Source organism: Metabacillus malikii, from assembly GCF_030813355.1.
Lineage (GTDB): Bacteria > Bacillota > Bacilli > Bacillales > Bacillaceae > Metabacillus > Metabacillus malikii.
This window is the reverse complement of sequence record NZ_JAUSUD010000014.1, coordinates 89344-113335: the sequence shown is the minus strand read 5'-3', so window position 1 is coordinate 113335 and position 23992 is coordinate 89344. Positions and strand designations below refer to the sequence as shown.

General features: G+C 36.9%; 26 protein-coding genes and 2 pseudogenes. 14 read left to right on the top strand and 14 right to left on the bottom strand.

Annotated features, from left to right (window positions below):
* Nucleotides 1-347: 347 nt before the first annotated feature.
* Together J2S19_RS14235 and J2S19_RS14230 are read left to right on the top strand one after the other, a co-directional pair.
* The gene (locus tag J2S19_RS14235; protein ID WP_307343237.1) at nucleotides 348-1634 is read left to right on the top strand and encodes a glutamate-1-semialdehyde 2,1-aminomutase; all 1287 of its coding nucleotides are present in this window, start codon (nucleotides 348-350) and stop codon (nucleotides 1632-1634) included.
* Nucleotides 1635-1928: 294 nt separating this feature from the next.
* Nucleotides 1929-2996, top strand: a complete 1068-nt coding sequence (locus tag J2S19_RS14230; protein WP_307343234.1) for an FUSC family protein — start codon at nucleotides 1929-1931, stop codon at nucleotides 2994-2996.
* Nucleotides 2997-3167: 171 nt separating this feature from the next.
* Here J2S19_RS14230 and J2S19_RS14225 read toward each other — a convergent pair whose 3' ends face one another.
* The 7 genes from J2S19_RS14225 to fabL form a co-directional block, all read right to left on the bottom strand.
* Nucleotides 3168-3512, bottom strand: a complete 345-nt coding sequence (locus J2S19_RS14225) for a hypothetical protein (RefSeq protein WP_307343231.1) — start codon at nucleotides 3510-3512, stop codon at nucleotides 3168-3170.
* A 355-nt stretch (nucleotides 3513-3867) separates the two neighbouring features.
* Complete coding sequence (locus J2S19_RS14220) at nucleotides 3868-4905, bottom strand: NlpC/P60 family protein (protein ID WP_307343229.1); 1038 nt, start codon at nucleotides 4903-4905, stop codon at nucleotides 3868-3870.
* Nucleotides 4906-5201: 296 nt separating this feature from the next.
* Nucleotides 5202-6944, bottom strand: coding sequence for an ABC transporter ATP-binding protein (locus J2S19_RS14215; protein WP_307343226.1), 1743 nt, complete (start codon nucleotides 6942-6944; stop codon nucleotides 5202-5204).
* 321 nt (nucleotides 6945-7265) lie between these two features.
* Entirely contained in the window at nucleotides 7266-7796 is a 531-nt protein-coding gene (gene ntdP / locus J2S19_RS14210) for a nucleoside tri-diphosphate phosphatase (protein WP_307343223.1), read from the bottom strand.
* 333 nt (nucleotides 7797-8129) lie between these two features.
* A complete protein-coding gene (locus J2S19_RS14205; protein WP_307343220.1) occupies nucleotides 8130-8384 on the bottom strand; it encodes a YgaB family protein in 255 nt (84 codons plus the stop codon).
* Between the two features lie 248 nt (nucleotides 8385-8632).
* Nucleotides 8633-8821, bottom strand: coding sequence for a gamma-type small acid-soluble spore protein (locus J2S19_RS14200; RefSeq protein ID WP_307343217.1), 189 nt, complete (start codon nucleotides 8819-8821; stop codon nucleotides 8633-8635).
* Nucleotides 8822-8990: 169 nt separating this feature from the next.
* A complete protein-coding gene (fabL, locus tag J2S19_RS14195) occupies nucleotides 8991-9746 on the bottom strand; it encodes an enoyl-[acyl-carrier-protein] reductase FabL (RefSeq protein ID WP_307343215.1) in 756 nt (251 codons plus the stop codon).
* Nucleotides 9747-10010: 264 nt separating this feature from the next.
* Between fabL and yfhS the strand changes: the two genes are divergently transcribed.
* Complete coding sequence (gene yfhS / locus J2S19_RS14190; RefSeq protein ID WP_307343212.1) at nucleotides 10011-10235, top strand: mother cell protein YfhS; 225 nt, start codon at nucleotides 10011-10013, stop codon at nucleotides 10233-10235.
* 22 nt (nucleotides 10236-10257) lie between these two features.
* Here yfhS and mutY read toward each other — a convergent pair whose 3' ends face one another.
* Nucleotides 10258-11361 carry an A/G-specific adenine glycosylase gene (gene mutY / locus J2S19_RS14185; RefSeq protein WP_307343210.1) on the bottom strand — a complete coding sequence of 368 codons (1104 nt, stop codon included), beginning with the start codon at nucleotides 11359-11361 and terminating at the stop codon, nucleotides 10258-10260.
* Nucleotides 11362-11540: 179 nt separating this feature from the next.
* On the opposite strand from mutY, the gene J2S19_RS14180 reads away from it, so the two are divergent.
* Both J2S19_RS14180 and J2S19_RS14175 read left to right on the top strand, forming a co-directional pair.
* Nucleotides 11541-12521: a metal-dependent hydrolase gene (locus J2S19_RS14180; RefSeq protein ID WP_307343207.1), complete on the top strand. Its 981-nt coding sequence runs from the start codon at nucleotides 11541-11543 to the stop codon at nucleotides 12519-12521.
* A 130-nt stretch (nucleotides 12522-12651) separates the two neighbouring features.
* Nucleotides 12652-12780 (top strand): hypothetical protein, encoded by a 129-nt coding sequence (locus J2S19_RS14175; RefSeq protein ID WP_307343205.1) that lies wholly within the window; start codon nucleotides 12652-12654, stop codon nucleotides 12778-12780.
* A gap of 241 nt (nucleotides 12781-13021) precedes the next feature.
* Here J2S19_RS14175 and J2S19_RS14170 read toward each other — a convergent pair whose 3' ends face one another.
* Complete coding sequence (locus tag J2S19_RS14170) at nucleotides 13022-13288, bottom strand: YfhJ family protein (protein ID WP_307343202.1); 267 nt, start codon at nucleotides 13286-13288, stop codon at nucleotides 13022-13024.
* An 88-nt stretch (nucleotides 13289-13376) separates the two neighbouring features.
* Between J2S19_RS14170 and J2S19_RS14165 the strand changes: the two genes are divergently transcribed.
* Entirely contained in the window at nucleotides 13377-13541 is a 165-nt protein-coding gene (locus J2S19_RS14165; protein WP_307343198.1) for a small, acid-soluble spore protein K, read from the top strand.
* 45 nt (nucleotides 13542-13586) lie between these two features.
* On the opposite strand, the gene J2S19_RS14160 is transcribed toward J2S19_RS14165, so the two are convergent.
* Both J2S19_RS14160 and recX read right to left on the bottom strand, forming a co-directional pair.
* Nucleotides 13587-13904: a YfhH family protein gene (locus J2S19_RS14160; protein WP_307343195.1), complete on the bottom strand. Its 318-nt coding sequence runs from the start codon at nucleotides 13902-13904 to the stop codon at nucleotides 13587-13589.
* Nucleotides 13897-14724 (bottom strand): recombination regulator RecX, encoded by an 828-nt coding sequence (gene recX, locus J2S19_RS14155; RefSeq protein WP_307343192.1) that lies wholly within the window; start codon nucleotides 14722-14724, stop codon nucleotides 13897-13899. The genes J2S19_RS14160 and recX overlap by 8 nt, the downstream gene beginning before the upstream one ends.
* Before the next feature lie 99 nt (nucleotides 14725-14823).
* Here recX and J2S19_RS14150 point away from each other — a divergent pair, with 99 nt between their 5' ends.
* From J2S19_RS14150 to J2S19_RS14120, 7 genes and pseudogenes are all read left to right on the top strand, one after another.
* Nucleotides 14824-15723 carry a TIGR01777 family oxidoreductase gene (locus J2S19_RS14150; RefSeq protein ID WP_307343189.1) on the top strand — a complete coding sequence of 300 codons (900 nt, stop codon included), beginning with the start codon at nucleotides 14824-14826 and terminating at the stop codon, nucleotides 15721-15723.
* A gap of 11 nt (nucleotides 15724-15734) precedes the next feature.
* Nucleotides 15735-16862, top strand: coding sequence for an amidohydrolase (locus J2S19_RS14145; protein WP_307343186.1), 1128 nt, complete (start codon nucleotides 15735-15737; stop codon nucleotides 16860-16862).
* Between the two features lie 461 nt (nucleotides 16863-17323).
* Nucleotides 17324-17881, top strand: coding sequence for a GNAT family N-acetyltransferase (locus tag J2S19_RS14140; RefSeq protein ID WP_307343183.1), 558 nt, complete (start codon nucleotides 17324-17326; stop codon nucleotides 17879-17881).
* Between the two features lie 196 nt (nucleotides 17882-18077).
* A complete protein-coding gene (locus J2S19_RS14135) occupies nucleotides 18078-18206 on the top strand; it encodes a YfhE family protein (RefSeq protein ID WP_307343180.1) in 129 nt (42 codons plus the stop codon).
* A gap of 83 nt (nucleotides 18207-18289) precedes the next feature.
* The gene (locus tag J2S19_RS14130; RefSeq protein WP_307343177.1) at nucleotides 18290-18487 is read left to right on the top strand and encodes a YfhD family protein; all 198 of its coding nucleotides are present in this window, start codon (nucleotides 18290-18292) and stop codon (nucleotides 18485-18487) included.
* 337 nt (nucleotides 18488-18824) lie between these two features.
* Nucleotides 18825-19346, top strand: a pseudogene (locus J2S19_RS14125) (peptidoglycan recognition protein family protein); the annotation flags it as partial.
* 129 nt (nucleotides 19347-19475) lie between these two features.
* Nucleotides 19476-19907 (top strand): annotated as a pseudogene (locus J2S19_RS14120) (peptidoglycan-binding domain-containing protein); the annotation flags it as partial.
* Between the two features lie 144 nt (nucleotides 19908-20051).
* On the opposite strand, the gene J2S19_RS14115 reads toward J2S19_RS14120, so the two are convergent.
* Both J2S19_RS14115 and J2S19_RS14110 read right to left on the bottom strand, forming a co-directional pair.
* Nucleotides 20052-21185 carry a DEAD/DEAH box helicase gene (locus J2S19_RS14115; RefSeq protein WP_307343174.1) on the bottom strand — a complete coding sequence of 378 codons (1134 nt, stop codon included), beginning with the start codon at nucleotides 21183-21185 and terminating at the stop codon, nucleotides 20052-20054.
* Between the two features lie 356 nt (nucleotides 21186-21541).
* On the bottom strand, nucleotides 21542-22084 hold the full coding sequence (locus J2S19_RS14110) for a histidine phosphatase family protein (RefSeq protein WP_307343171.1): 543 nt from the start codon (nucleotides 22082-22084) through the stop codon (nucleotides 21542-21544).
* A gap of 364 nt (nucleotides 22085-22448) precedes the next feature.
* On the opposite strand from J2S19_RS14110, the gene J2S19_RS14105 reads away from it, so the two are divergent.
* Nucleotides 22449-22646, top strand: coding sequence for a hypothetical protein (locus J2S19_RS14105; protein WP_307343168.1), 198 nt, complete (start codon nucleotides 22449-22451; stop codon nucleotides 22644-22646).
* Between the two features lie 99 nt (nucleotides 22647-22745).
* Here the strand turns inward: J2S19_RS14105 and J2S19_RS14100 are convergent, their stop codons facing one another.
* Nucleotides 22746-23933, bottom strand: coding sequence for a class I SAM-dependent rRNA methyltransferase (locus J2S19_RS14100; protein ID WP_307343164.1), 1188 nt, complete (start codon nucleotides 23931-23933; stop codon nucleotides 22746-22748).
* Nucleotides 23934-23992 lie beyond the last annotated feature (59 nt).

Genomic DNA, 23992 nt, shown 5'->3' with positions numbered 1-23992 from the left:
TTCGGCTCATCGTGATTCCTTTATCTCAGTCGATGCCCCTCCAGTTTGTACGTCGATGGGCAAACCGCCTACGCCTTTCGTATTCCTCAGCGTAAACGCCTGCGGGGTCTCAGCTCTCCCACGCATCCCGCAGGAGTCTCTCAGGTCAGCTCCAACCAAACTTTACGTAGGATAAGCACATTAAATGTACAATAAATTGCTTAAAACATATACTTATCTGAAATCAGTATACTTTTTCAATGGCTTCGGACGGTTCTTCTGCTTCATTTCATGAAGCAAGAGAACCGTCCCCGTGCTTCGCTTGTGGTAAAATAGGAGTGACTCGATAAGAAATGTAGGAGGTCATTATGAATTTTTCAAAATCAGAAGCATTACATGAAGAAGCATTACAACATATAGTCGGTGGGGTTAATTCTCCTTCCCGTTCGTATAAAGCAGTTGGCGGAGGTGCACCTGTCGTGATGGAACGAGGGAAAGGTGCTTATTTTTGGGACGTTGATGGCAATAAATATATCGATTATTTAGCTGCATATGGTCCAATTATTACGGGACACGCACACCCTCATATTACAAAAGCGATTCAAACGGCAGCAGAAACTGGTGTACTATACGGAACACCTACACCACATGAGATAACCTTTGCAAAAATGTTAAAAGAAGCAATGCCAGCAATGGACAAGGTTCGCTTTGTTAATTCAGGAACCGAAGCAGTTATGACAACAATTCGTGTCGCAAGAGCCTATACAGGACGTGACAAAATCATTAAGTTTGCTGGGTGCTACCACGGTCATTCCGACTTAGTACTCGTTGCCGCAGGATCTGGCCCTTCAACATTAGGAACACCAGACTCAGCCGGTGTACCGAAAAGTATTGCACAAGAGGTTATCACCGTACCTTTTAATGAAATTGAACCATTACAAGAAGCACTTACTAAATGGGGTGACGAGGTTGCAGCTATTTTAGTAGAACCGATTGTTGGTAACTTCGGTATTGTTGAGCCTAAGCCTGGATTTTTAGAAAAGGTTAATGAACTCGTCCATGACGTTGGAGCACTCGTGATTTATGATGAAGTCATTACTGCATTCCGGTTTATGTATGGTGGCGCACAGGATTTATTAGAGATTTACCCTGATTTAACAGCACTCGGAAAGATAATCGGTGGTGGACTGCCTATCGGAGCATATGGCGGCCGCAAAGAAATTATGGAACAGGTTGCACCACTTGGACCTGCTTATCAGGCTGGTACGATGGCCGGAAACCCTGCATCGATTTTATCAGGTATTGCTTGTCTTGAAGTTTTAAAACAGGACGGTGTTTACGAAGAACTTGATAAATTAGGGGCAATTTTAGAAGAGGGTATATTAAAGCATGCTCGTACATATAATATCCCGATAACGATTAATCGTTTAAAAGGGGCATTAACTGTATACTTTACAGATGAAAAAATTACAAACTATGAGCAGGCCGAAAACACAGATGGTGAAATGTTTGCTAAATTTTTCAAGCTCATGCTTCAGCAAGGAGTTAATCTTGCACCCTCAAAGTACGAAGCATGGTTTTTAACAACTGCTCATACGAAGGAAGATATCGAAACAACATTGAAAGCTGTTGAGTCTGCTTTCAGTCAGCTCTAATTTGTTCCTTCAAAATCCAACCCCCATTTTTTAAAGAATATGGGGGTTTTTATCATCTTTAAACCCCTTTCATTTGTCAGAATTGTGTTATATTTTTAGTTTCTATTTAAAAAGGGCATTTCTATCTTGTATAAAGCATTTAAACGTTGTATAGTACGATATTGGTCTTATCAGAAATAAATTTGGTTAATTTGAAAAAGCATGTAGAACTTTTTCATTAGAACACTTTTTTTCTGTAGCGATAAAAACAGACTATAAATGATTACTATTAGAAGGGAATGTCACTATACATCCATGAAACTAGGTGCACGCATTCTCAAAACCGGGATTGCCATAACACTAGCGCTATTTTTAGCAGAAGCCTTTCAATTGCCATCCGTTGCTTTTGCAGGTATTTCTGCGATTTTTGCAATTCAACCGACAATATACCGGTCTTATTTATCAATCATCGAACAATTTCAAGCTAATATTATCGGAGCCATTCTTGCGATTAGTTTTGGTCTCATCTTTGGTTCACATCCAGTCATTACCGGGATTACTGCCATTATTGTCATTGCGTTAAACATTAAAATTAAAGCAGAAAGTACTATCCCAGTCACTCTCGTTACAGTTATCGCAATACTAGGAAGTCCTGGCGAAACGTTCATTGAGACTGCACTCATTCGCTTATTTACAATTATGCTCGGTGTCTTAGCTGCATTTGTCGTCAACTTAATCTTTTTGCCACCTAAATATGAAAATAAATTATATATGAAGATATCGGAAAATACTGAGGATATCATTAAATGGATTCGCATGTGTCTTAGACAATCCGCTGAACACATCATCTTAAAAGATGAAATTGAAAACTTACGGGACCAGGCTCACAAGCTCGATACGCTATATCGGAACTACCGTGAAGAACGTAATTATTTCAAACGGGAGACATATGCGAAATCAAGAAAGCTTGTCCTGTTTAGGCAAATGATTTATACAACAAACCGGGCCTTATTTACATTAAAAAGATTACACCGCTTAGAAAATGAATTAATTCAATTACCTGAATCGTTGCAAAAGGTCCTAACCAATGAGCTCGAATATTTGCTTTATGTACACGAAGAAGCATTATTACGGTTTATTGGTAAAATTAAAGCACATCCACAAACAAAATTAGTGGAAGAAGGCCAATTCAATAAACAACAACTAACAGATGCTTTTATGGAATACTATCAGAACCATCCAACGGAGTATTACCACCTGCTTCCATTAATCTCATCAATTATCGACTATAGCGAGCAGCTCGAGCATTTGGAAACATTAATCGGAAGCTTTCATAGCTACCATAAAGAGGATAATGAAGTGAAAATAGATACTGCGAAATAAGAAAAAGTTCAGGGCGAATTGAATAGACACGATTAGCATAAGACGCACTTTGTCTTCAATTTATTTGTGGTTTATGACTCGGGGGCTAGGCGCAGGAGTTAGACAATAAAACAACGTTCATATCCAAAGAAATACGCCCAGAAGGTAATATAATCTCTGGGCGTTACACTTCTACATTGACGCAATGAGTACCGTTAATAACATGAGAATTGTAATCACTATACTAAGGAATATAACTATAAGAGAGAAAATGACATGATTTTTATATTCTCTTATTCCTGCTATGAATCCGAATAAAACGGACCCCCACCAAAGGATAACCTCAAACTGACCGTCAATCATTAATATCTCACTAAAAAATAAAACGAGCAGAGTGATTTGAAATAAAAGTGCACTAACTGCTAATTTACTAGGTTTACGATTGGTATCTCTTTTCTTGTGTTGAGATATCCCGATTATGATGAAAAGCACCATAATAAAAACAATGAACAACGCTAATAGTCCTGTTAACCCCATTTTTTCACCTCAAATTTTTATCATTACTAATTGTTAACATTTTCCTTAATCATAACATATAGTACCTAGAAAATCTATGTATATAATTGAAATCTTCATAAAAAGTGCGTTACTACATAATGTAGTAACGCTTCATAATTGCTTCTGCAACTGGATGATTTTTGGCGAAAACTGTCGAATGACAGATTTTCTATTAAAGTTGACAGATTTTCTACTAAAGTTGAGAGATTATTTTAAAAAGTTGACAGATTTTTCCCAAAAGTTGAGAGATTTACGACCATCTACGTTGATATACCCGAAGTAAAGACCCTCAGACTAGTGTTTTACCACCAATCTGAGGGTCAACTAGCTCAATTTATTGAATAACTCGCTTTGAAAATAAGTAATTTTTGCCCCAGTATGAGTTTTTCAACACATTTTTCGTAATGGTAACACCTGCTGATGTTGAGGCGTGAACCATATTTCCATCGCCCATGTAAATACCGACATGTCCAATCCTGCCATCTGAGTATAAATCTTTATTTGTAAAGAACATTAAATCTCCAGCTTCAAGATTGGTCACTGTTGCACCTTTGCTTGCCTGGTCTCTTGAGACACGCGGTAAATCAATACCGGTTTCCTTAAAGACTAACTGTGTATAAGATGAGCAATCGAATAGCTTTGGTGCGTCTTTTAAAGTTGCACCAAATTTATAGCCAGCGCCGATATATTTTTTCGCGAATTGAAGTACTTGTTGTCTTTGTGTTGCTACATTAGTTTTCGCTATATTTTTAATCGGTTCATGTTCACGAGTTGGTTCGATTTCTTTCGCAGTACCTTTTAATGGGAGTTTTAACACTTGTCCATCTTTAATAATTGTTGAAGTTAGCTTATTTGCTGCTTTTAATTCATCAACCGTCGTATGATGGAGTCGAGCAATGTTCCAGAGGCTATCTCCAGAATGGACGATATATTGCTGTGCTGGTTTTTGAATTTGGATTGAACCATTTTCTGCTTTGAACGTAATGTACGTATTAAAAAGTGCGCCACCAGCATGTAATGAAATATATGCTGTTTCATTTATCCAGCGTGGCGGTTTAATGTTAACGAGCTCGTTCCCCTTTTTCGCTTGGGAACCGCCCATCGTTGTGCGAATCTTCGTTGATCCGTCAGTTACTTCATAGGTTAGTGTATTTTTTTCGAATTTAATATCGTTATAGCCTAAGCTTTTTGCTAGCGGAACAAATGGTAAGTAGTAGGTACCTTCAAGTTTAATCGGGTCAATTCCATTTACCGCTTTCCCATTAATCTCGAGCTTTGCAGTTGGTACTTTTTCATACTGGGCATGAACAACTGAATGACTTCCTATTAGAATTGTAAATACACTTGTAAAAATGAACAATATTCTTTTCACTAGTTTGTCTCCTTTACAAATCAGTTAAAGATATCATGTGTAAAGGCCGTTATGATTATTCTGTATTTTTATTAATCGATACCTTTGCTATTATATGGAAAGATAAAGAAAGGAGCTGCTCATCTACGAAATGGAATAAATTATTGCACCACCTCTTATAGTGACAGGGATTTAATCTCTATTTTCTATATACTGGCGATGAACACTTATGATCCTATTCTGGGGCTTCTATTATGTTTGGGTTCAATTGAAAAGCGGAAAAACATGAAAAAAACCCTATCATAGGATAGGGCGGTTTAATCTAAATGCTGGATTTGAAACAGTTTATAATATTGACCTTGCATATCCATTAACTGTTGATGTGTGCCTTGTTCAACAACTTTTCCGTCTTCAATCAGGACAATTTTATTTGCATGTGTAATTGTAGATAGGCGATGTGCCACAATAAATGTTGTCCGGTTTTTCGCTAGTTTTTCTAACGCCTCTTGAATAAGGTGTTCGCTTTCAAGGTCAAGTGCTGATGTAGCTTCATCTAGGATTAGGATTGGCGGGTTTTTCAAGAATACTCTCGCAATCGCTACCCTTTGCTTTTGACCACCTGATAGCTTGACACCTCTTTCACCGACCTTTGTGTCATACCCATTTGGCAGTTTCATAATAAAATCATGAGCATTTGCCGCTTTGGCAGCTTCTACGACTTCTTCATCTGTCGCATCCGGTTTACCAATTAAGATATTGTCTTTTACTGTATTACTAAATAAAAATGTATCTTGGAGAACCATACCTATATGTTCGCGTAAGCTTTGTGCCTGATAATCACGAAGGTCGATGTTATCTAGTAAAATCCGTCCTTCGGTTACATCATAAAAACGCGGCAGCAGACTAACTAACGTTGATTTTCCGCCACCACTCATTCCTACTAATGCAACCGTTTCACCTTTGCTCACTTGTAGCGATAAATTATCAATGATAAGCGATTCTTCATCATTGTATTTAAACGAAATATTTTGAAACTCAACTTCACCTTTTACATCTTTTGCTATAGTTGCATCCGGTTTATCAACGACTTCATAAGGTTCATCAATAAATTCAAAAACACGGTCCATCGATGCTAGTGCCTGTGTTAACGTTGTCGAAGAGTTTATTAATCTTCGTAATGGATTATACAATTGATCGATATAAGCGATAAATGCGACCATTGTTCCGATTGACAATGAACCGTAAATGACATGATAACCTGCATAAGTAATGACGACTAGTGGAGCGATGTCTGTTAACGTGTTTACGACAGCAAAAGTCCGGGCATTCCAGCTTGTGTGGTCGAGTGCCTTTTTAAGAAAATTTGTATTTTCTTTTGCAAATTGATTTTGTTCAAAATCTTCTGTTGCGAAGCTCCTTATTACAGGCATCCCCTGAACCCGTTCATGAAGATGTCCTTGAACTTCTGCAAGCGCCTGAGAACGGTCTCTCGTTAAAACACGTAATTTACCGTAAAAGTATTTTACCGATATTCCGTAAAACGGAAACAGAATAATTGAAATGAGTGTCAACTTAATGTCCATCGTTAGCATAATTCCAATTGCAATTAGGATCGTTACGACATCAAGCCAGACATTCATTAATCCTGTAATGACAAAGTTTTTCGTCTGTTCTACATCATTAATGACTCTTGAAATAATTTCACCAGCCCGAGTGTTTGCATAATACCTTAAGCTGAGCTTTTGTAAATGTGTAAATAGTTTGTCGCGGATGTCGTACAAAATTTTACTTCCTACCCATTGGGCGAAGTATTGTCGGAAATATTCAATCGGTGGTCTAATGACAACAAACAAAATAAACATAATTAGCATAATCGTCAGTAATGTTTTTGATTTTTCGTCTGCTGTACCAGTACCGCCAATAATATCATCGACAACATATTTAATTAGTAATGGTAATAGTAACGGAATTGCAAATTTTATAATACCGATAATAATCGTACCGAGTATTTGCCAACGGTATGGTTTGACAAATGCCATATAGCGTTTGATTGACCCCAAATAAATCCCTCGTTTCTGTTGCAGTACAAAAGCTCAGGGCGCCTTGATCAGCCTCGGGCAAATAAGTACGCAAATGAATCGAAGACAAAGAACGTCCTCGATCATTTGTGGCTAGGCACTAGAGCTGGATGTCGAAGCGTTTATCTACATTTCAAGATTTTCATTTCCTAAGCAAGTACATATTTGATGCGGTCGTTGTTTCAAGTTGAATTTCACACATGGTCTTTTGCATATGATCGGTTTAAGTAAAAAAGGCTGACCCTTTCCATCAATTTGCTTTATCATTGATGGAGTAAGTGTGTCACCCCTTGCATTTCTCTATTATCTTACATATGTTAAGTATCTTTCATACCATTCATCAATAAATTCCGGTGCAAACGGACCTTTTTTCTGCCGTATCCAGCGAATTAACGTCTCTAAATTATTTTTTAAAATTAAGTCGATGACTTCCGGATAATTCATTTCCTTACTGTGCTGTTCGTACTCATCTTCATCCAATATCGTATAAGTCATATCAGGGTACACTTTAACATCTAGGTCATAGTCAATATATTTTAATGCTTCATCGTCCCAAACAAATGGTGAGCTAATATTGCAATAATAGTACACTCCATCTTCACGTAGCATGCCAATAATATTAAACCAATGTCTAGCATGAAAATAACAAATTGCCGGCTCTCTCGTTATCCAAGTTCTCCCGTCAGATTCTGTAACAACTGTACGGTCATTTCCACCGATTATACAATGTTGTGATCCTTTTAATACAGTTGATTCATCCCAGACTCTGTGTATATATCCATTATGCTTATAACTATGAATTTGGATTTTGTCTCCTTCCCTGGGAATGCCCAATTTTCTCCCCTTCTTTCGATTTTTCGATTCTTTTCTTATGCTGATGTAGTCTTTTTTCTAACCGCAGAGTGACTTGTTCCACTCTCTTGTTAAAAAGGTTTTTATAATAGGTCGTTTTCGTAGTATTTTACAAAGTTGCGAGGTGGTAATGTACCTCCTATCGTGTAATCAACCCATAAATATATACTCAAATCCACGAAAAAAGCCTGAAAAAATTTAAAATGTAATACCTATCTAAAATTCATCTCATTATATACTTCTTACTATTATAACGTTTGTATGTAAAAAAAGAAAATAAAAGAGCCATTTCCTTTGCGAAATGACCCTAGTGCGTTACGATACGGTTTCAAATTTTTGCTTTTCATATGAGCGGATCACTTCTTCCGTCTGCTCCTCAAACATTTTTTGTATATGTGATAATTCAATCTTTTTTTGTGTAATTTCTTCCTGTATTGAACGTACCTTTGCGATATCTTGCAACTCGTCTAATTCATTTTTTATCGTTTGACACCGCTCGATTTCAGATTGTAAGTACAGCAATTTATCCATCGTTTTTAATTGTTCACCAACAAGCTGCTCAAAGTTCATCGTTCCTCTCCTTTCAGCCTAAGAGAAAATTTGTCTCGCTTTACTTTATTTCTCCATCCATTCTTTTAATCCTTTGACTACTTATGTAGAGGGAAAGGAAGTTTTGTCGTTTAGTATAATTTATATGTTTCGATGATACTTAGTTTGATTAGATTATGTTCTCACTCATCGATTGAGCAAATAAAAAGACACCTCTCCACGGATTAGAGAGGTGTCTTTCATCACTTAATTAAAGAATGATTCTTTAATTAAGAGTTTTGGCTTTTGTTTTGTTCAGCTTGTTGGTTTTGTCTTCTAACCTCTTGTGCATTCGTTTCACTAGCAAATTCAGTACCGAATTGGCCTGCTTGTGAACCTTGTGCAGATTGAGCGTTTTGTTGTCTTACGTTTTGAATGTTTGTACCAGTGCTTGTTTTACCACGGTTGTTTTGTGCCATTTTAATATCACCTCCACGAAATATAGATTGTCCCGGAGGTGATATTTCTATCCAAGATTTATTAAAAATTTTTATAATTTTTTATTTAGGTGATTTTCAATACCGGTGTTGTTGATTCTTCATACTACTTATCTTTGGATAAGATGTCCAATCGTTTAAAGTTTTAAGGTCAGACGAGTAATGAGCGTCCCCCATCAACGATTATCGTTTGTCCTCTTATCATTTGTGCCTTATCGGTTAACAGGAATTCTATTGCATTCACCATATCTTCAATTTGCACCATTCTGCCTGCTGGAGTATTTTCTCTTGCATCTGCTAGCAATTCATCACGATTTGGGAAATGCTTCAGTGCATCTGTATCGACCGCACCACCTGAAACTGCGTTGACAATAATGTTCTTTGGTGATAGTTCAACTGCTAAATAACGTGTTAGTGCTTCCAGTGCAGCTTTTGATACTCCAACTGTTGTATAGTTTTCAAGATATCGAATTGAACCGAGGGAGCTTGTACTTACGATATAGCCTCCGCCGTTTCTTTCCATTAGCTTAGCAGCTTCTTGAGCACAGAATAATAGTGCTTTACTGTTTATATTCATTGTCCAATCCCAATGATTCTCTTCAAGCTCCATCGCCGGCTTTTGTACACCTGAGGCAGCATTGCTGACAAATACGTCAAGTCTGCCAAATTGCTCATCAATTTGCGCAAATAACTCTTTAATTTTTTCCGGTTTACCGACGTTTGCTTTGATAGCAACTGCTTTAACCCCTAGTTTTTCAATTTCTTCTACTACCTCTAGTGCAGCAGTTTTACTGCGTGCATAGTTTACAACGATATCGTATCCCTTTTCTGCGAGTCGAATTGCTACAGCTCGACCAATTCCGCGACTACTTCCGGTTATTAATGCTAGCTTTCTTTGCTGGTTCATTTTGACAATCCTTTCTATGTAAAACTCGAATAGTTGAATATATTGTATCAGATAATAAGGAGAAACTTCTATTTTTGTTGCTATTTAAGCGTGAGAGGTATTTTTAGCATTTGTTGACACTATCGTTTTTTTGGGGGTATAGAGTGTACTTATCGGGTTGTGTGGAACATGTTTGTACTAATTAATTCCACTTGAATATATTGCAAGTTTGCACCATTAAATAGAAGAAAGAGAATCATTGTATTTCTAAAAGGAGGGTTACTGATGTATGTAGGTCGTGATATGACAGAACTGCAAATGATGCCGAAAAGTGAATGGGAGGATTCTGAACTTGCCTTTTTTCATCATTCCTTGCAGCAAGTCGTCCCATATTTAAATGCAGAAGGGCAAACGATTCATCGTGAAATTGTCGAAGAAATTACATCTCGTGGTGGGTTGAACCGCGGTGAAGCAACGTATACACAGGGGACTAAGGCTCAATATGATTAAAGAGGGACAGTCCCCCACTGCTTTAAAGCAGTGGGGGACTGTCCCCGTTGTACAATTTTGTGATTTTTTGGTGGGAGACTGGGAAGGCGTGTTGTTCGAGTTGCTGTTTTGTTACTTTGATAAGTTTTTCATTCGGTGTTTGTTTGACTTTGCCGAAGTAGATTGAGATTGTCCATATTAGGTGTGAAAAGACGTGCTCTACTGTTCCCTTTAAGTCAGTTAGTTCTATCTCGATCCCAAATTCATCTTTTATATAGTCACTAAGCTGTTCGCGATAGTTTTTATCATACGAACGGTTTACTTCTGTGTTTGGATGTTCCCAAAGGTTAGCTAGTAAGCCTGTTGCTGGTCGTTTATGAATATAGTAGTTCCCGTTCTCATCGTATAGTACCGCTGCAGCCATTTGTAAAGGCTTTGGCTTCTTCTTTTTACTTTTAATAGGCAGCTCTTGTTGAACGCCTTCACTAAATGCCGCGCAATGCTCTCTAACCGGACATAATAAACATGACGGTGAAGTCGGTGTACAAATTAATGCGCCGAGCTCCATTAACGCTTGATTGAAAGAAGATGGGTCCTCTTTACTAATTAATTCATATATAGCTGTTTCGAATAACTTCCGAGACTTTGGCTTCGCAATGTCTTCCCAGATTGATAAAATTCTTGATAATACTCGCATAACATTTCCGTCAACTGCTGGTTCAGGTATGTTGTAGGCAATACTTAATATCGCCCCTTTCGTGTAAGGTCCAACCCCTTTTAACTTTCCTAACTCTTCTGGCGTATTAGGCACGATTCCCCCATAGCTTTCCTTTACTTCTTTAACAGCCGTTTGCAAATTACGAACTCGAGAATAATATCCTAATCCTTCCCAAGCTTTTAAAACTTCTTCCTCATTTGCTTCTGCTAAAGACTCTATTGAAGGAAATTTTGCAATAAATGCGTTAAAATAAGGAATAACAGTATCAACTCGCGTTTGCTGGAGCATAATTTCAGATACCCATACTTTATATGGGTCTTGATCCTTCCTCCATGGCAAATCTCTTTTTTCTCGTAAAAACCAGTCAATTAAGTCTGATTGAAAATCCGCGATCGGAAAATCATAAAGCTTTTCATGAATGTTTGTCATTGTTTTCCCCTTTAATGATGTTTTATGGATTGTAAAGGTAAAATGAATTGTTTTTTACTATTTTGTTAAGTTTAATAAGAGGTACTCACAAAGGACAAGATGAGTACATATATATTCAGATGAATATATTCAACCTGAATCTCTCTACTCCCTTCGAGTAAAACTAGGAGGTTACATTTTTGGATACTGGTACACATATTGTCATGGGAATTGCATTAGGTGGTTTAGCAACATTAGACCCTGCAGTTGGGATGAATAATCCAACCGCACACGCAGTTATGCTCGGTACAGTTATCGGTTCACAAGCCCCGGACCTTGATACGATATTAAAGCTTAGCAACAACGCTAGGTATATTCGCAATCATCGCGGTATTACTCATTCTATTCCTGCAATTTTTATATGGTCGATATTAATTACTGGACTCGGAATGTTATTTTTCCCAGAGAGTAACTTGCTTCATTTATGGCTTTGGACTTTATTAGCGATTAGCCTCCATGTATTTGTTGATATTTTTAATGCTTATGGAACACAAGCGCTGCGCCCCTTTTCAAAGAAGTGGGTAGCTTTAGGTATGATAAATACTTTTGACCCGTTTATTTTTACCGTCCACGTTATTGGGATTATCATTTGGTTACTAGGTGCTCATCCCGGCTACACATTCTTAACTGTTTATGCTGTGCTAATCACCTATTATATCATTCGCTTTATCATGCAGAGACGTATTATCCAATGTCTTCATCAGAAGATTCCAGATATAGAACAAGTCATTATCTCACCAACTATGAGATTTCGGCAATGGCATATTGCTGTAACAACGAAGTCAAAGTTTTATGTTGCACGAGCAGTCCATGGGAAAATTAATTTTTTAGATGAATTTGAACGTGTTCCTGTTCCACAAACAGATATTATAAGAGCAGCAGAAAAAGATGCAAACATTTCCGCATTTTTATCATTTTCACCTGTGTATCGCTGGGAGGTTGAAGAGTTCACCGACCATTATGAAGTTCGATTCATTGATTTACGTTACCGTAGTAAAAATTATTACCCATTTGTCGCAATTGTCCAACTCGACACCGATTTGAATATCGTTAGTTCCTACACAGGATGGATATTCAGTGAAGAAAAGCTCCGCAAAAAGCTGGAGCTTATCCCTGAGTAGAAATTTAAACTGCTTAAACTTAATAGTACTTTAGAGGCTCTTCTCTAAAAGATAGTGGCTTTTTGCAATAACCTTTTTTATGGGTTTGTTGGAGCGAAAGTGCGAGACTCCTGCGGGATGCGTGGGAGAGGTGAGACGTGAGCAGGCGTTTACGCTGAGGAGAACGAAAAGCGTAGGCGGCTTGCCCATCGACGTACAAACTGGAGGGGCATCGACTAAGACCAAAGGAATCACGATGAGCCGTATAGCGAATCGATGATGACTTATCATAGGGAGATGACCTGAAGTTTGCTTGTTCGTGCCGCAAGGAGCTATGAGGCTCACCACCCACCCCGCTATTGCTGAGTACTGTAGCGGAGACAAACCTCAAACGACAACTCAGTAAAAGCAACAATGTTTACGAAAATAGTCTTTGGAAAGAAGTCTAAATCTCCTAAATCACCCTTTTTTCAATTTTCACACTGATTTCCTTTAGCTAACTCATTTAAACAAACGTTTAATTAATGCTTCAAATAGTCGTCTTTTAACAAATGACTGTACTTTGGGTTCGTCGCAATAAATTCATGAAGCCTTTCCCCATAATTCGTAATAAGCTGTCTGACTACTTGTTCTGTTACTTGTTTCCCCTGGTATTCTCTTCCTGTTTTCGCTTGTGTTGATTCAAAATCTTCCCATAATAATTCAATCCATGTTCTTGCTTGAGCATATGATAATGTGTTGTTTTTGCTTAATAATTCATTCGTTAACCGTTCAAAATACATTTCCATTATTCTCACCTCATAATTTTTTCTGTACGTCTTATACTAAGGTTGCGCTTCATTATTGAAGTATGAATTCGCATTTGGAGGGGTTACCATGCGTAATAAAGAGACTGGATTTCCGTATCAAAATGATAATAAACTTGAAGGGGAACCTAGAGCAAAGACTGAATATGCTTCAAAACGTGCTGATGATTCCATTAATACACACCCTCAAGAACGAATGAGAGCTTCCGGAAAACGTGACAAGCCTTACTCATAAATAACCTTACGGGGGATTCTATTCCCCTGTTCATTTTTGTTCATTTTATTGCTCAATTAACATCGCAATCGGTAACGCTTCTTCAACATTTGGGGAAGAAGTGCGATGACCCCAAGCAAATATTCCATTCATATAACTAATTTTAAATTTCTCACCTGGATCACCTTCAATTTCATATATATCCCCAGGTTTGTAATTGGCAGGATTCAGTAAATACGATTTTGCCATCGTAATTTTTCTTTCCAATACAGCAAATTCATTAATGATCCCAAGCTGCTCCGCTTTTCTAGCTTTTTCTTTTAGTTGACCGATTTCACTTGTTAATTCATATTCTGACATTTCACTATATCGTTTGTTATGCATCGAAATAATCCCCTTCACTATTGTCCTCATTTAAATAGTTCTCAATCATTTCTATTGAAAAACCTTTGCGGTATAAAAATTGTTTCATTTTCTGTCGATATAGATAAGGCTCTTCTTTCTCATATTTACGTTTTGCTTTTTCAGCTTGTCTTCTTAAGTTGTCCATTTCAACCGAATCTTCTTGTTCAAATTGAACATCTTCTAACACGATTGAAATGATTTGATAAGCGAAGCCTTTACGGAGTAAATGCTGCTCAACCTTGTTCTTAAGGAGAGTTGTCGAGATTTTATGATTCTTTTTCAAAAGCTTTTCTGCATGTGTTACAGCTACTTCAACTTGTTCATCTTGCCGATATGCACTCAATACTTCTTGAATAAATTGTTCGTTTACTCCTTTTTCCGCTAGTTCACGCCTGATGACAACCGGTCCTTTTCCGTTTGTTTGCCATTGCGTACGTACATATGCAATCGCAAATGCTAAATCATCTACATACTTATTTTCCTTAAGCTTACTCATGACATCTTGGATAATTTCTTCTTGGTATTCCTTTTTTCGCAGGTGATCTTCTACTTCTTTAACTGATCGCATACGATAACTTAGATATTCTAGCGACGAGTTATACGCCTTTTTGATTTCATCGCCAAATTGAATTTCATGAATATCGAACTCATCTAGTTCTTTTCCCTTTTGTAGATTAAACCGTATGAATACATCCTGGTCGACACTAAAGGCATACTTCTCTCCGCTACCGTCGTCTAAAAAAATATTCAATCTATCATCACTATGTTTTTGGGTTGTAATTTTCGTAATAACTGCCATTATCACACCTACTTTTTTATATTACAGAACGTTTAATAAAGGAAACGCCGAACGAATCGGGTATATATATAGTAACTCTACCATTTAGGAGATGGATAAATGAATATCGTTATTTGTGGCGGTACAGGTTTTATTGGTAAAAGCTTAACAAGATTCTATCTAGAAAAAAACCATAATATAATCATTTTAACACGAAGCGAAAAAACATCCGAAGAAAAAAACCTAACGTACATCAATATAGATGAGCCTACTGCATCTCTCGTAAACAAATTGAATGGCTGTGACGTTTTTATTAACCTTGCAGGTAAGTCGATTAATGACCGTTGGACGAAAAAAAGCAAACAAGAAATACGTGATAGTAGAATTCAGACGACAGATAAAATTTATGCAATTATCAAGTCATTACCTATCAAACCTAGCTTGTATATTAATGCTAGTGCGATAGGGATTTATGGCACCTCGTTAACTGACACATTTTCAGAAGCAACAACTAGCTATGGCAATGACTTTTTAGCTAATACCGTTAAAGCTTGGGAGCAATCAGCAGCTAAATTTAATCAGTTACCTATTCGTAATGTGTTTGCTCGCTTTGGAATCGTATTAGGAGATGAAGGTGCACTACCGAAAATGGTTTTACCGTTTAAATGGTACGCTGGCGGAAATTTAGGAACTGGTGAGCAGTGGGTATCGTGGATTCATATCGATGATGTCGTTCGACTTTTCGACTTTATCATAAACACTCCTTCAATAGAAGGTCCAGTTAATTTCACCGCACCTGAACAAGTGAAAATGAAGGACTTTGGCAAGCAAATCGCATCAATAGCTCATCGGCCTTTTTTACTGCCTGCACCAACATTTTTGTTGAAAATCGTATTAGGAGAAATGAGCATCTTAATTTTAGAAGGCCAAAAGGTTCAACCACAAAAGGCACTCGATATGGATTTTCAATATAAATATCCTACACTCCGCAGTGCATTAACAAATTTACTTCATACATAGGAGCGACGTAAATGAATCAAAAAATCCTGTTAAAGCAAGCAACTGTGTACCCTGTGACATCAAAGGTGTTATATGAAGTTGATGTTCTTGTCGATCATGGAAAAATAGCAGCAATTGAGAAGAACATCGACATTACTCGTGATATGGAGGTAATTTCTTGTAAGGATTCACTGCTTTTCCCTGGATTTATTGACGTTCATACCCATATAGGTTTATATGATGAAGGCACTGGCTGGGCTGGAAACGATGCAAATGAAACAATCGAACCCCTTACCCCGCATATCCGAGCAATTGACGGTGTCCATCCACTAGATCCTGCGTTTACAGATGCAATAAAATACGGGATTACTACCGCACACATTATGCCTGGCAGTGCAAATGTCATCGGGGGAACAACTTCCGTCATTAAAACCTTTGGTAAGAATGTGAAAAATATGCTGCTTAAAGAAATTGCCGGGTTAAAAATCGCTCTTGGTGAAAATCCAAAGCGAATGCATAGCCATGGGAATAAAGAATCGATTACTCGAATGGGAATAATGGGAATGCTCCGCGAAGCCTTTTACGAAGCAACTTATAGCAATTTGCCGAACAATATGCGAATTACTCCAATAAAAATGGCATTAAATCGTGAAATACCTGTTAGAATTCATGCACACCGTGCTGATGATATATTAAGTGCGATGCGGTTTGCCGAAGAATTTAACTTAGATTACCGGATTGAACATTGTACAGAAGGTCATCTAATCGCAGAAGAGTTCATCGGTAAAAACGCACAAGTTTGTGTTGGTCCTACCTTAACAAGAAGATCAAAAATTGAATTAAAAAATAAAAGTTGGGCGACTTACAAAGCACTTTCAGATGCTGGAGTAGATGTCTCGATTACAACTGACCATCCGTATACCCCTATTCAATATTTGAATGTTTGTGCCTCTATCGCCGTACGTGAAGGCTTCGATGAACAAAAAGCACTTGAAGCAATCACGATTACTGCAGCAAGAAACTTAAAGGTAGATGATTGTGTCGGAAGTATTGAAATTGGAAAGGATGCTGACTTAGTATTATGGAATCATCACCCTTTTCATTACTTTGCGAAACCGCGAATGACATTGATAAACGGGACCGTAGTCTATATGGCTTAAATAATCATCAGCAGCAGAAAAATATTATATCAGAATCACAATTCAAGCCTTTGTAATTGTCTAAATTTATTTTTTTATCAATATTTCTAAACGCTTCTTCTCTACTAATTCACCGTGATAAAATACTAGAAAACAAAAATTCTTCCTTTCCATTATTTACAAAACATTGTCAGATTAATAGCTATACTAGGATAAGTAACTTTTTTTTGAAATTCGACAAAAAAGGAGTATCTTTTTTATTTATTTTGACGTATTATACTTCAAGAAGATATTTAAAACATGATAATTACAGACAATTAAATCTAGTAATGGGAAGGCAAATGGTGCGCCACCAGCTTTACTGGTTCTAGTGGGTTCGATTCCCACCCCGAAATTTTTTGAACGCAAAGCTTTTATAAAAAAATTTCGAGGGTGGAGACGACCATACACGTGGGGTCTGCCCTCATATTGGAGGGATCCAGATGCTAAAAAAACGTGATATTCATGATAGTCATGCACTTTATGAACAAATGATACACCCTGATGTCTTCCCATTTGTACGTCATAAAGCTAATTCATTTGAGGAATATTTATTTTTAACAAAACAAACGATTGAAGCGGAAGAACGTGGTGAATTAATATCGCGTACCATTTTAGACGAATGGGGCTCTCCAATCGGAACGATTAGCCTATTTGACGTCCAAAATAATGCTGGTTTCCTAGGAACATGGCTAGGAAAACCATATCATGGTAAAGGCTATAATAAACTTGCAAAAGATGCTTTCTTTCATGAATTATTTTACGAGCTTGATATAGATACGATATTTTTGAGAATTCGCAAAAAAAATGTCCGCTCAACGAAAGCTGCTGAAAAATTGCCATATGTCGTGAACGCAAATGAAACACGTGCAGCTCTACTTGAGCAAATTAACAAAGGTGAAGATCTTTTTAACCTATTTGAAATTACAAAAGACTTATACACATTCTACACTTATCAACAAGTGACAGAAACAGAAGAGCAGCATTTAAAAGAAGCGTAACAAATATAACATCCTTCATTATGTCATGGAGATTTCTTCATTTGACTAAATGAAGGATTTTTTAATTCAATTTTTTAACATAATTAGTAAGCCAACTACACACTACCATTCTCAAAACCACTTTTTCCATTATAGGTATATTTTTACTTCATTTGCCCAAAATAAGAATGACATTATGTTTGGGAAGGTGATATAGATGGCTAATGAGAAAAAACGCAGAGACCGTACGAAATCTACGTTATCTAGTATGCAAGAAGTAACCTATGCACACGAATTTAAAAAGGCAGACCGTGCTGGTGGTTATGTAACTCGAAGACAACACTAATTTCCAATCATGAATTTTAAAAAAAGAGCCAACCTAATGATGAACGAACGGTTCATGTTCAATATTATTTAGGGGGTTTTTTCATGGGTCGTGGAAATAAACATAGTCATGGTGCGCGCGATAAAAATACGTCATCATTGCCACAAACACCAAAGAATTTAAAGCGTGACGGAATCGACGAGGAATTTTCACGTGAATTAGCTGATTCAAATGATATTGAAGCACAGGCTCGTGCTAAAGCAGCTGACCAACGCCAAAAAGCAAAAGCAAAACGTAAATAACAAACGAAAAGTTACCCACATCAACATCGGTGTGGGTAATTTTTTTATCTACATAATTTTCTGAATTTATCACCAACTGTGGATATATATGTAACTTTTTGTGGATAACCAACAATAGTTCTTGTGTGTAAAGTGGATAACTTGTTTGTATCCTTATGTACAGGACTATAATTATCCACAAAAATCAATTAAAGTTTTCCACATTTTTATCTAGTTCTGTGGATAATGTGGATAATAAAATAAAAAGCCAACTTTCACATTATACTAGCCCACCTCATAAAATAAAAGCGTAATAGTGTGTTAATTACAACTACAATAATAAGGGGTGTTAAATAAGTTGGTTTATCAAATAACAAGAGACTATATTCGTACTGGAAATTCCCGATCTGGTCAACGAATTGGAACGGTCCGATTTATTGTCAGTCATGATACGGGAAACCCTGGTTCTACAGCTTATGGAAATCGCAACTACTTCGATAGACAACAACCATCTGCTTCAGCACACGCCTTTATAGATGATAAATATATTCTAGAAATCATTCCTTTGAATGAAAAGGCTTGGCATGTTCGTGCTAACGTCACAGGTGATAATCAACGCTTTGGAGCAAATGCCAACGATGCAGCAATTGGAGTTGAGCTTTGTCATGGAGGAAAGATTAACTTCCAGCAAGCATATGCCAGGTATGTATGGTACCATGCATATTTATGTGACCGCTTCAACTTGGATCCTAGGAAAGCGATTATTGCACACGCAACGTTAGACCCAGCTAGACGTACTGACCCAATTAATATATTACGTAATCACGGCATCTCTTGGACAGTATTTATTGATGACGTTGCCGAAGCATTAGCGAATTTTGGCGGTCCTTCAGAGCCGGCAGAGACTACACCAACACCACAGAAGCCACAAACTGCGAAACCTCCTGCTTCTGTCGTAAAAGGGACAACAGTCAAGCTACCAGTCGGCGAAGGTGCTTCAGGTCCATTTGTAAAAGACATTCAACAGGAACTAATAAAGGCGGGATATAGGCTCCCTCGCTTTGGAGCAGATGGTACGTTTGGTGATGAAACAGAAAAGGCAGTGATGAGATTTCAACGTGACTTCGGTCTATCTGTTGATGGCTTAGTCGGCCCTGTCACACTTAATAAACTACAGCAAGTTAATCATCAGCGTGTATCCTCAAACGATTTTCCACTACCGTCAGGAGTATTACGAAATGGTAGTCAAGGTGAAGGCGTTCGCCAAGTGCAAAGAGCATTAAAAGAGTTAAACTTTAACCCAGGTGCTGTTGATGGAATATATGGTGCTAATACAACTGATGCAGTGCGACGATTCCAATCCATGTATGCAGCTTTAAAGGACGATGGGATATACGGGCCAAATACAAGGAAGTATATGCGTATGGAGCTAGATGATTAGGTAAAAACAAATAAGAAACATTTTTAGTTGTTTTAAAAAAGATGTATAATGAATCCGTTTCCGACATAAAGTATGATTACACCAAGAAAAAACATCATTGAAAAAAGCACGACGCTCATATTCGAGTGTCGTGCTTTCCTAGTGTTAAGCCTCAACTAATTCACCTTTATATAGTCTATTCTTTTGCAACTGAATATTGAGCTCTTTTGCAATCTTCTTTAATTCCCGCTCTTCCCTTTCAGTTACAATGGCAACTACTGTTCCAGAAGCACCTTGCCTGCCTGTTCTCCCTGAACGATGCACATATTGAGAAGAGTGAGTAGGTAAATCAAAGTGAATGACATGAGTTAGCCCTTCAATATCTAATCCACGTGCTGCCACGTCCGTAGCTAATAGAAGCCCGTCATTCTCTGTCCGCATTTTCTTCAATGCCGCTTCCCGCTCTTCCTTCCTAGTATCACTATGTAGTAAATGTATCTCTACACCTTTATACTCGAGCTTCTCGGCAATAACGGTAAGATTACCAATATCCTTAACAAATCCTAATGCTTTCATTTTTATCGTCTTCGCCATTCGTTCAAGTAGGGTAACTTTTTCACGTTGTTCACAAACTAAATACACGTGCTTTACATCACCAGTTGGTACTTCATTACGGTCTACTTTAATAATTTCAGGGTTTTTACCCATTAAATCTCTTGCCTTTGATTCCGTCCCTACGTTAACAGTAGCTGAGAAAAGAACTACCTGACGTTCTTTCTTCGTTGCTTTAATTATGTCATGAATCGTATTTTTATGTTCAGGAGTTAATAATTGATCACCTTCATCAAGAACAATACTTTTTACTTCATGCATTTTTAACTTTTTTAATTTAATAAGTTCCATTATTCTTCCTGGAGTACCTACAATAATTTGAGGACCTTTCTTTAATTTCTCAACTTGTCTTTTAATATTTGCCCCACCGATGAGTGAAACAGTTGTTAAACTACTTCCTTCAGACCACTTTTTAAGTTCATCAAAAATTTGCATCACAAGCTCTCTTGACGGCGCAAGGATCACTAGCTGATTATTCTTTTTTGTCTCATCGATTTGGTTTAATAACGGTAACAGATATGCTACGGTTTTACCGGTACCTGTTGGCGACTCTGCTATAACATCCTTCCCTTCAAGGATAGGTGGAATTGTTTTAAGTTGGACTGCAGTTGCTTGCTGAAATTCTGCCTTTTCCCAATTTGCTTGGATAAACGGCTTCAGATTATTTAAAAAAGTTTGATCAGTCATCTTTATTTCTCCTTTACAATGACGAGTACACTTATTGTCTTATGTCTTCATTATCGTACAGTTTCTGAACAAGAAAAGCAAAGGCAATATAAAAATCAAGTTTTAACATCTATCACTCTGCGCTGGCATCAATTCCCACATTCAATTTTCTAACGCTTGTACAAACTAATACAGAACTAATATTAGGGAGGGATTACCATGGCAAAGAAGAACGCTCAACAACCACCAGATACAGGAAAATTAACAAATATCCACTACGGCTCTGCCCAAGATGAACGCACACCAGAGCTTCAACAAAAAGCAAAAAAACGAAAATAATATGCGTGAAAGATGACCTTCTCTTTCTAGACGTAAGGTCATCTGTTTTTTGAATATAAATATAGGATACCATTTTTAGCATGTCTAAATTTTGGTCCAGTGAACCCTCTTCTAATAAGCTCCTTTCTTATATATATCATTAATGCTCCATGGCTGACGATTAGGATATCCTCACCATTATCTGCTAAGAGATTATCAACTAGACCTCTTATTCTGTTTTCAACTATTGTCTTAGTTTCAAGCTGTGATTGATGATGACAAAGCCAAGCCATTCTGAGTAAAACCAACCACAATTGATAAGGTAATCTAATCTTTTGTTTCAATAATGGAAATAATTTAATTTCCCTAAGCTCTTTCATTTGTATAATTTCACCGTCATGCATAAGTTCTGCAGTTTCAACCGCTCTGATTAAGTCACTAGAATAAACCCTGTCCCAATTTGACTGTTTTCTCGTAAAGTGATTCACATCAATTGCTGCTTCATCATATCCTTTTATCCATTTAAATAGTTCATCTTCAGTTATCCACCCTTTTGGCTTTACATGTTTCACCTTTAAATGACGAATTAATCCAACGTTCATTTTCAACCCTCTTTCGTCATATTTCCCCAGAAATAATTTTCATTCAACAACGAATCGTCTATTCATGACAGGAATTTACTATTATTTCTCCAAGATGAACCAAACTCCTCTATGATATCTTGTTTAATTAAACGTTTGTTTAAATGATTTCTATCTGTTTTCGAATGTATTTTTTGTTTAGGACAAAATTTTTACGGGTAATAGCAACATGACGAGGAAAATTATTCATTTTGTCCAATTATGACAACTTGTTTAGACCCTTCTTATTGTCTCTTATATGTCTTCTAACAATAAAATTATTAGCTTTTTACAATAACAATCAAGAATTTTTATAAAGAATTTCTAAAAAGGATGGGGATTTTTCATGACACAAGTTTTAGAAGTAAGAAAACTTAGTGAGGTAAATGAAGAGCTACAACAACTATCCAAAGAATGTGAAAAGGCATTTTCAGCATGGATTCGTGACCGTGAAAATACTAAGTTGTTTGTAGAATATAAGGAGCTTTTAAAAAAACGAAGATTACTCATAAGTGAATACAGGTCATATTTTTTAATTAAATAAGTGGGGCGACGTAATTCAATAACTAAATGTTAGACCCCTACAAATATATCTAACTATTATTATTTTTAGGGGTCATCCAATTATGAGCCTCTCTTATACTTAGGAAAGTTTTTTAATAAATACTACTTTTAAATAATTTCCCTCTTTAAATTCCTTAATTGTTTTAAAATCACTTGGCAATGTATATTCTTCAACTATTTTGTATTTGCGACCATCAAAGGCCTTTTGAATAAATTCTTTAAATTTCTTCATATTGAATGTACTGCAATTTGAAGAGGCCACAATGATTCCATTTGTATTCGTAATTTCAATTGCTTGCTTTAATAAATCAGGATAATCTTTACTCGCACTGAATGTATGCTTTTTTGAACGGGCAAAGCTTGGCGGATCAAGTATGACCATGTCAAACTTCAACTTTTTCCGGACTGCATATTTAAAGTAATGAAATACATCCTCGACGATAATTTCATGGTCCGATTCATCTAATCCATTCACCTGAAACTGTTCAATCGTTTTCGCCTTACTTCGATTTGCAAGGTCCACACTCGTTGTTTTGGTGGCACCACCTAATGCAGCAGATACAGAAAACGCACCAGTATATGAGAAAGTATTTAAAACGGTTTTACCTTTTGCATAGTGGTCTCTAATCTGTTTTCTAACTTCCCGTTGATCTAAAAAAACCCCAACCATGGCAGCATCATTTAAATAAGTCGCAAACTTAATGCCATTTTGCTTAACGACAAGTGGGAATACTGCCCGTTCACCTGCAACAAAATCATCGTCTTCAATATACTTTCCCTTACGATCAAAACGCTTTTTCTCATAAATTCCTAGAGTTCCTTTTTCGTTCAACAATGTTTGAATTACGTAATCTTTAAATGTATAAATCCCTTCACTATACCAGCTTACTACATAATAACCATCGTAGTAATCGATTGTAAGTCCACCAATTCCATCGCCTTCACCATTAAAAACGCGGAATGCAGTTGTCTCAGAATCTTGATATAACTTTCTTCGTTCACTTAAAGCCGTATTAAGCTTTCTTTCAAAAAACAACTGATTTATTTGTTCTTCTTTATTGTTTGTGAGTATCCAACCTATTCCCTTGTTTTGAATCCCAAAATACCCTTTTCCAAGGAATTGATTTCGCTCATCATAGAGCTCAATTATTGAACCTTCCTTTTTTAACACTTCACTATTACTAATCATATCTCTGTTAATAAGTGGATAACCGGACTTGAAGTTTTTGACAAAGTCTTTTTTTGCATATATTTTTACTGCCTGCATCTTCTCACCATTCATTCGTTAATTTTTATTCTTTACTTATCATACAGATAATTCGACCA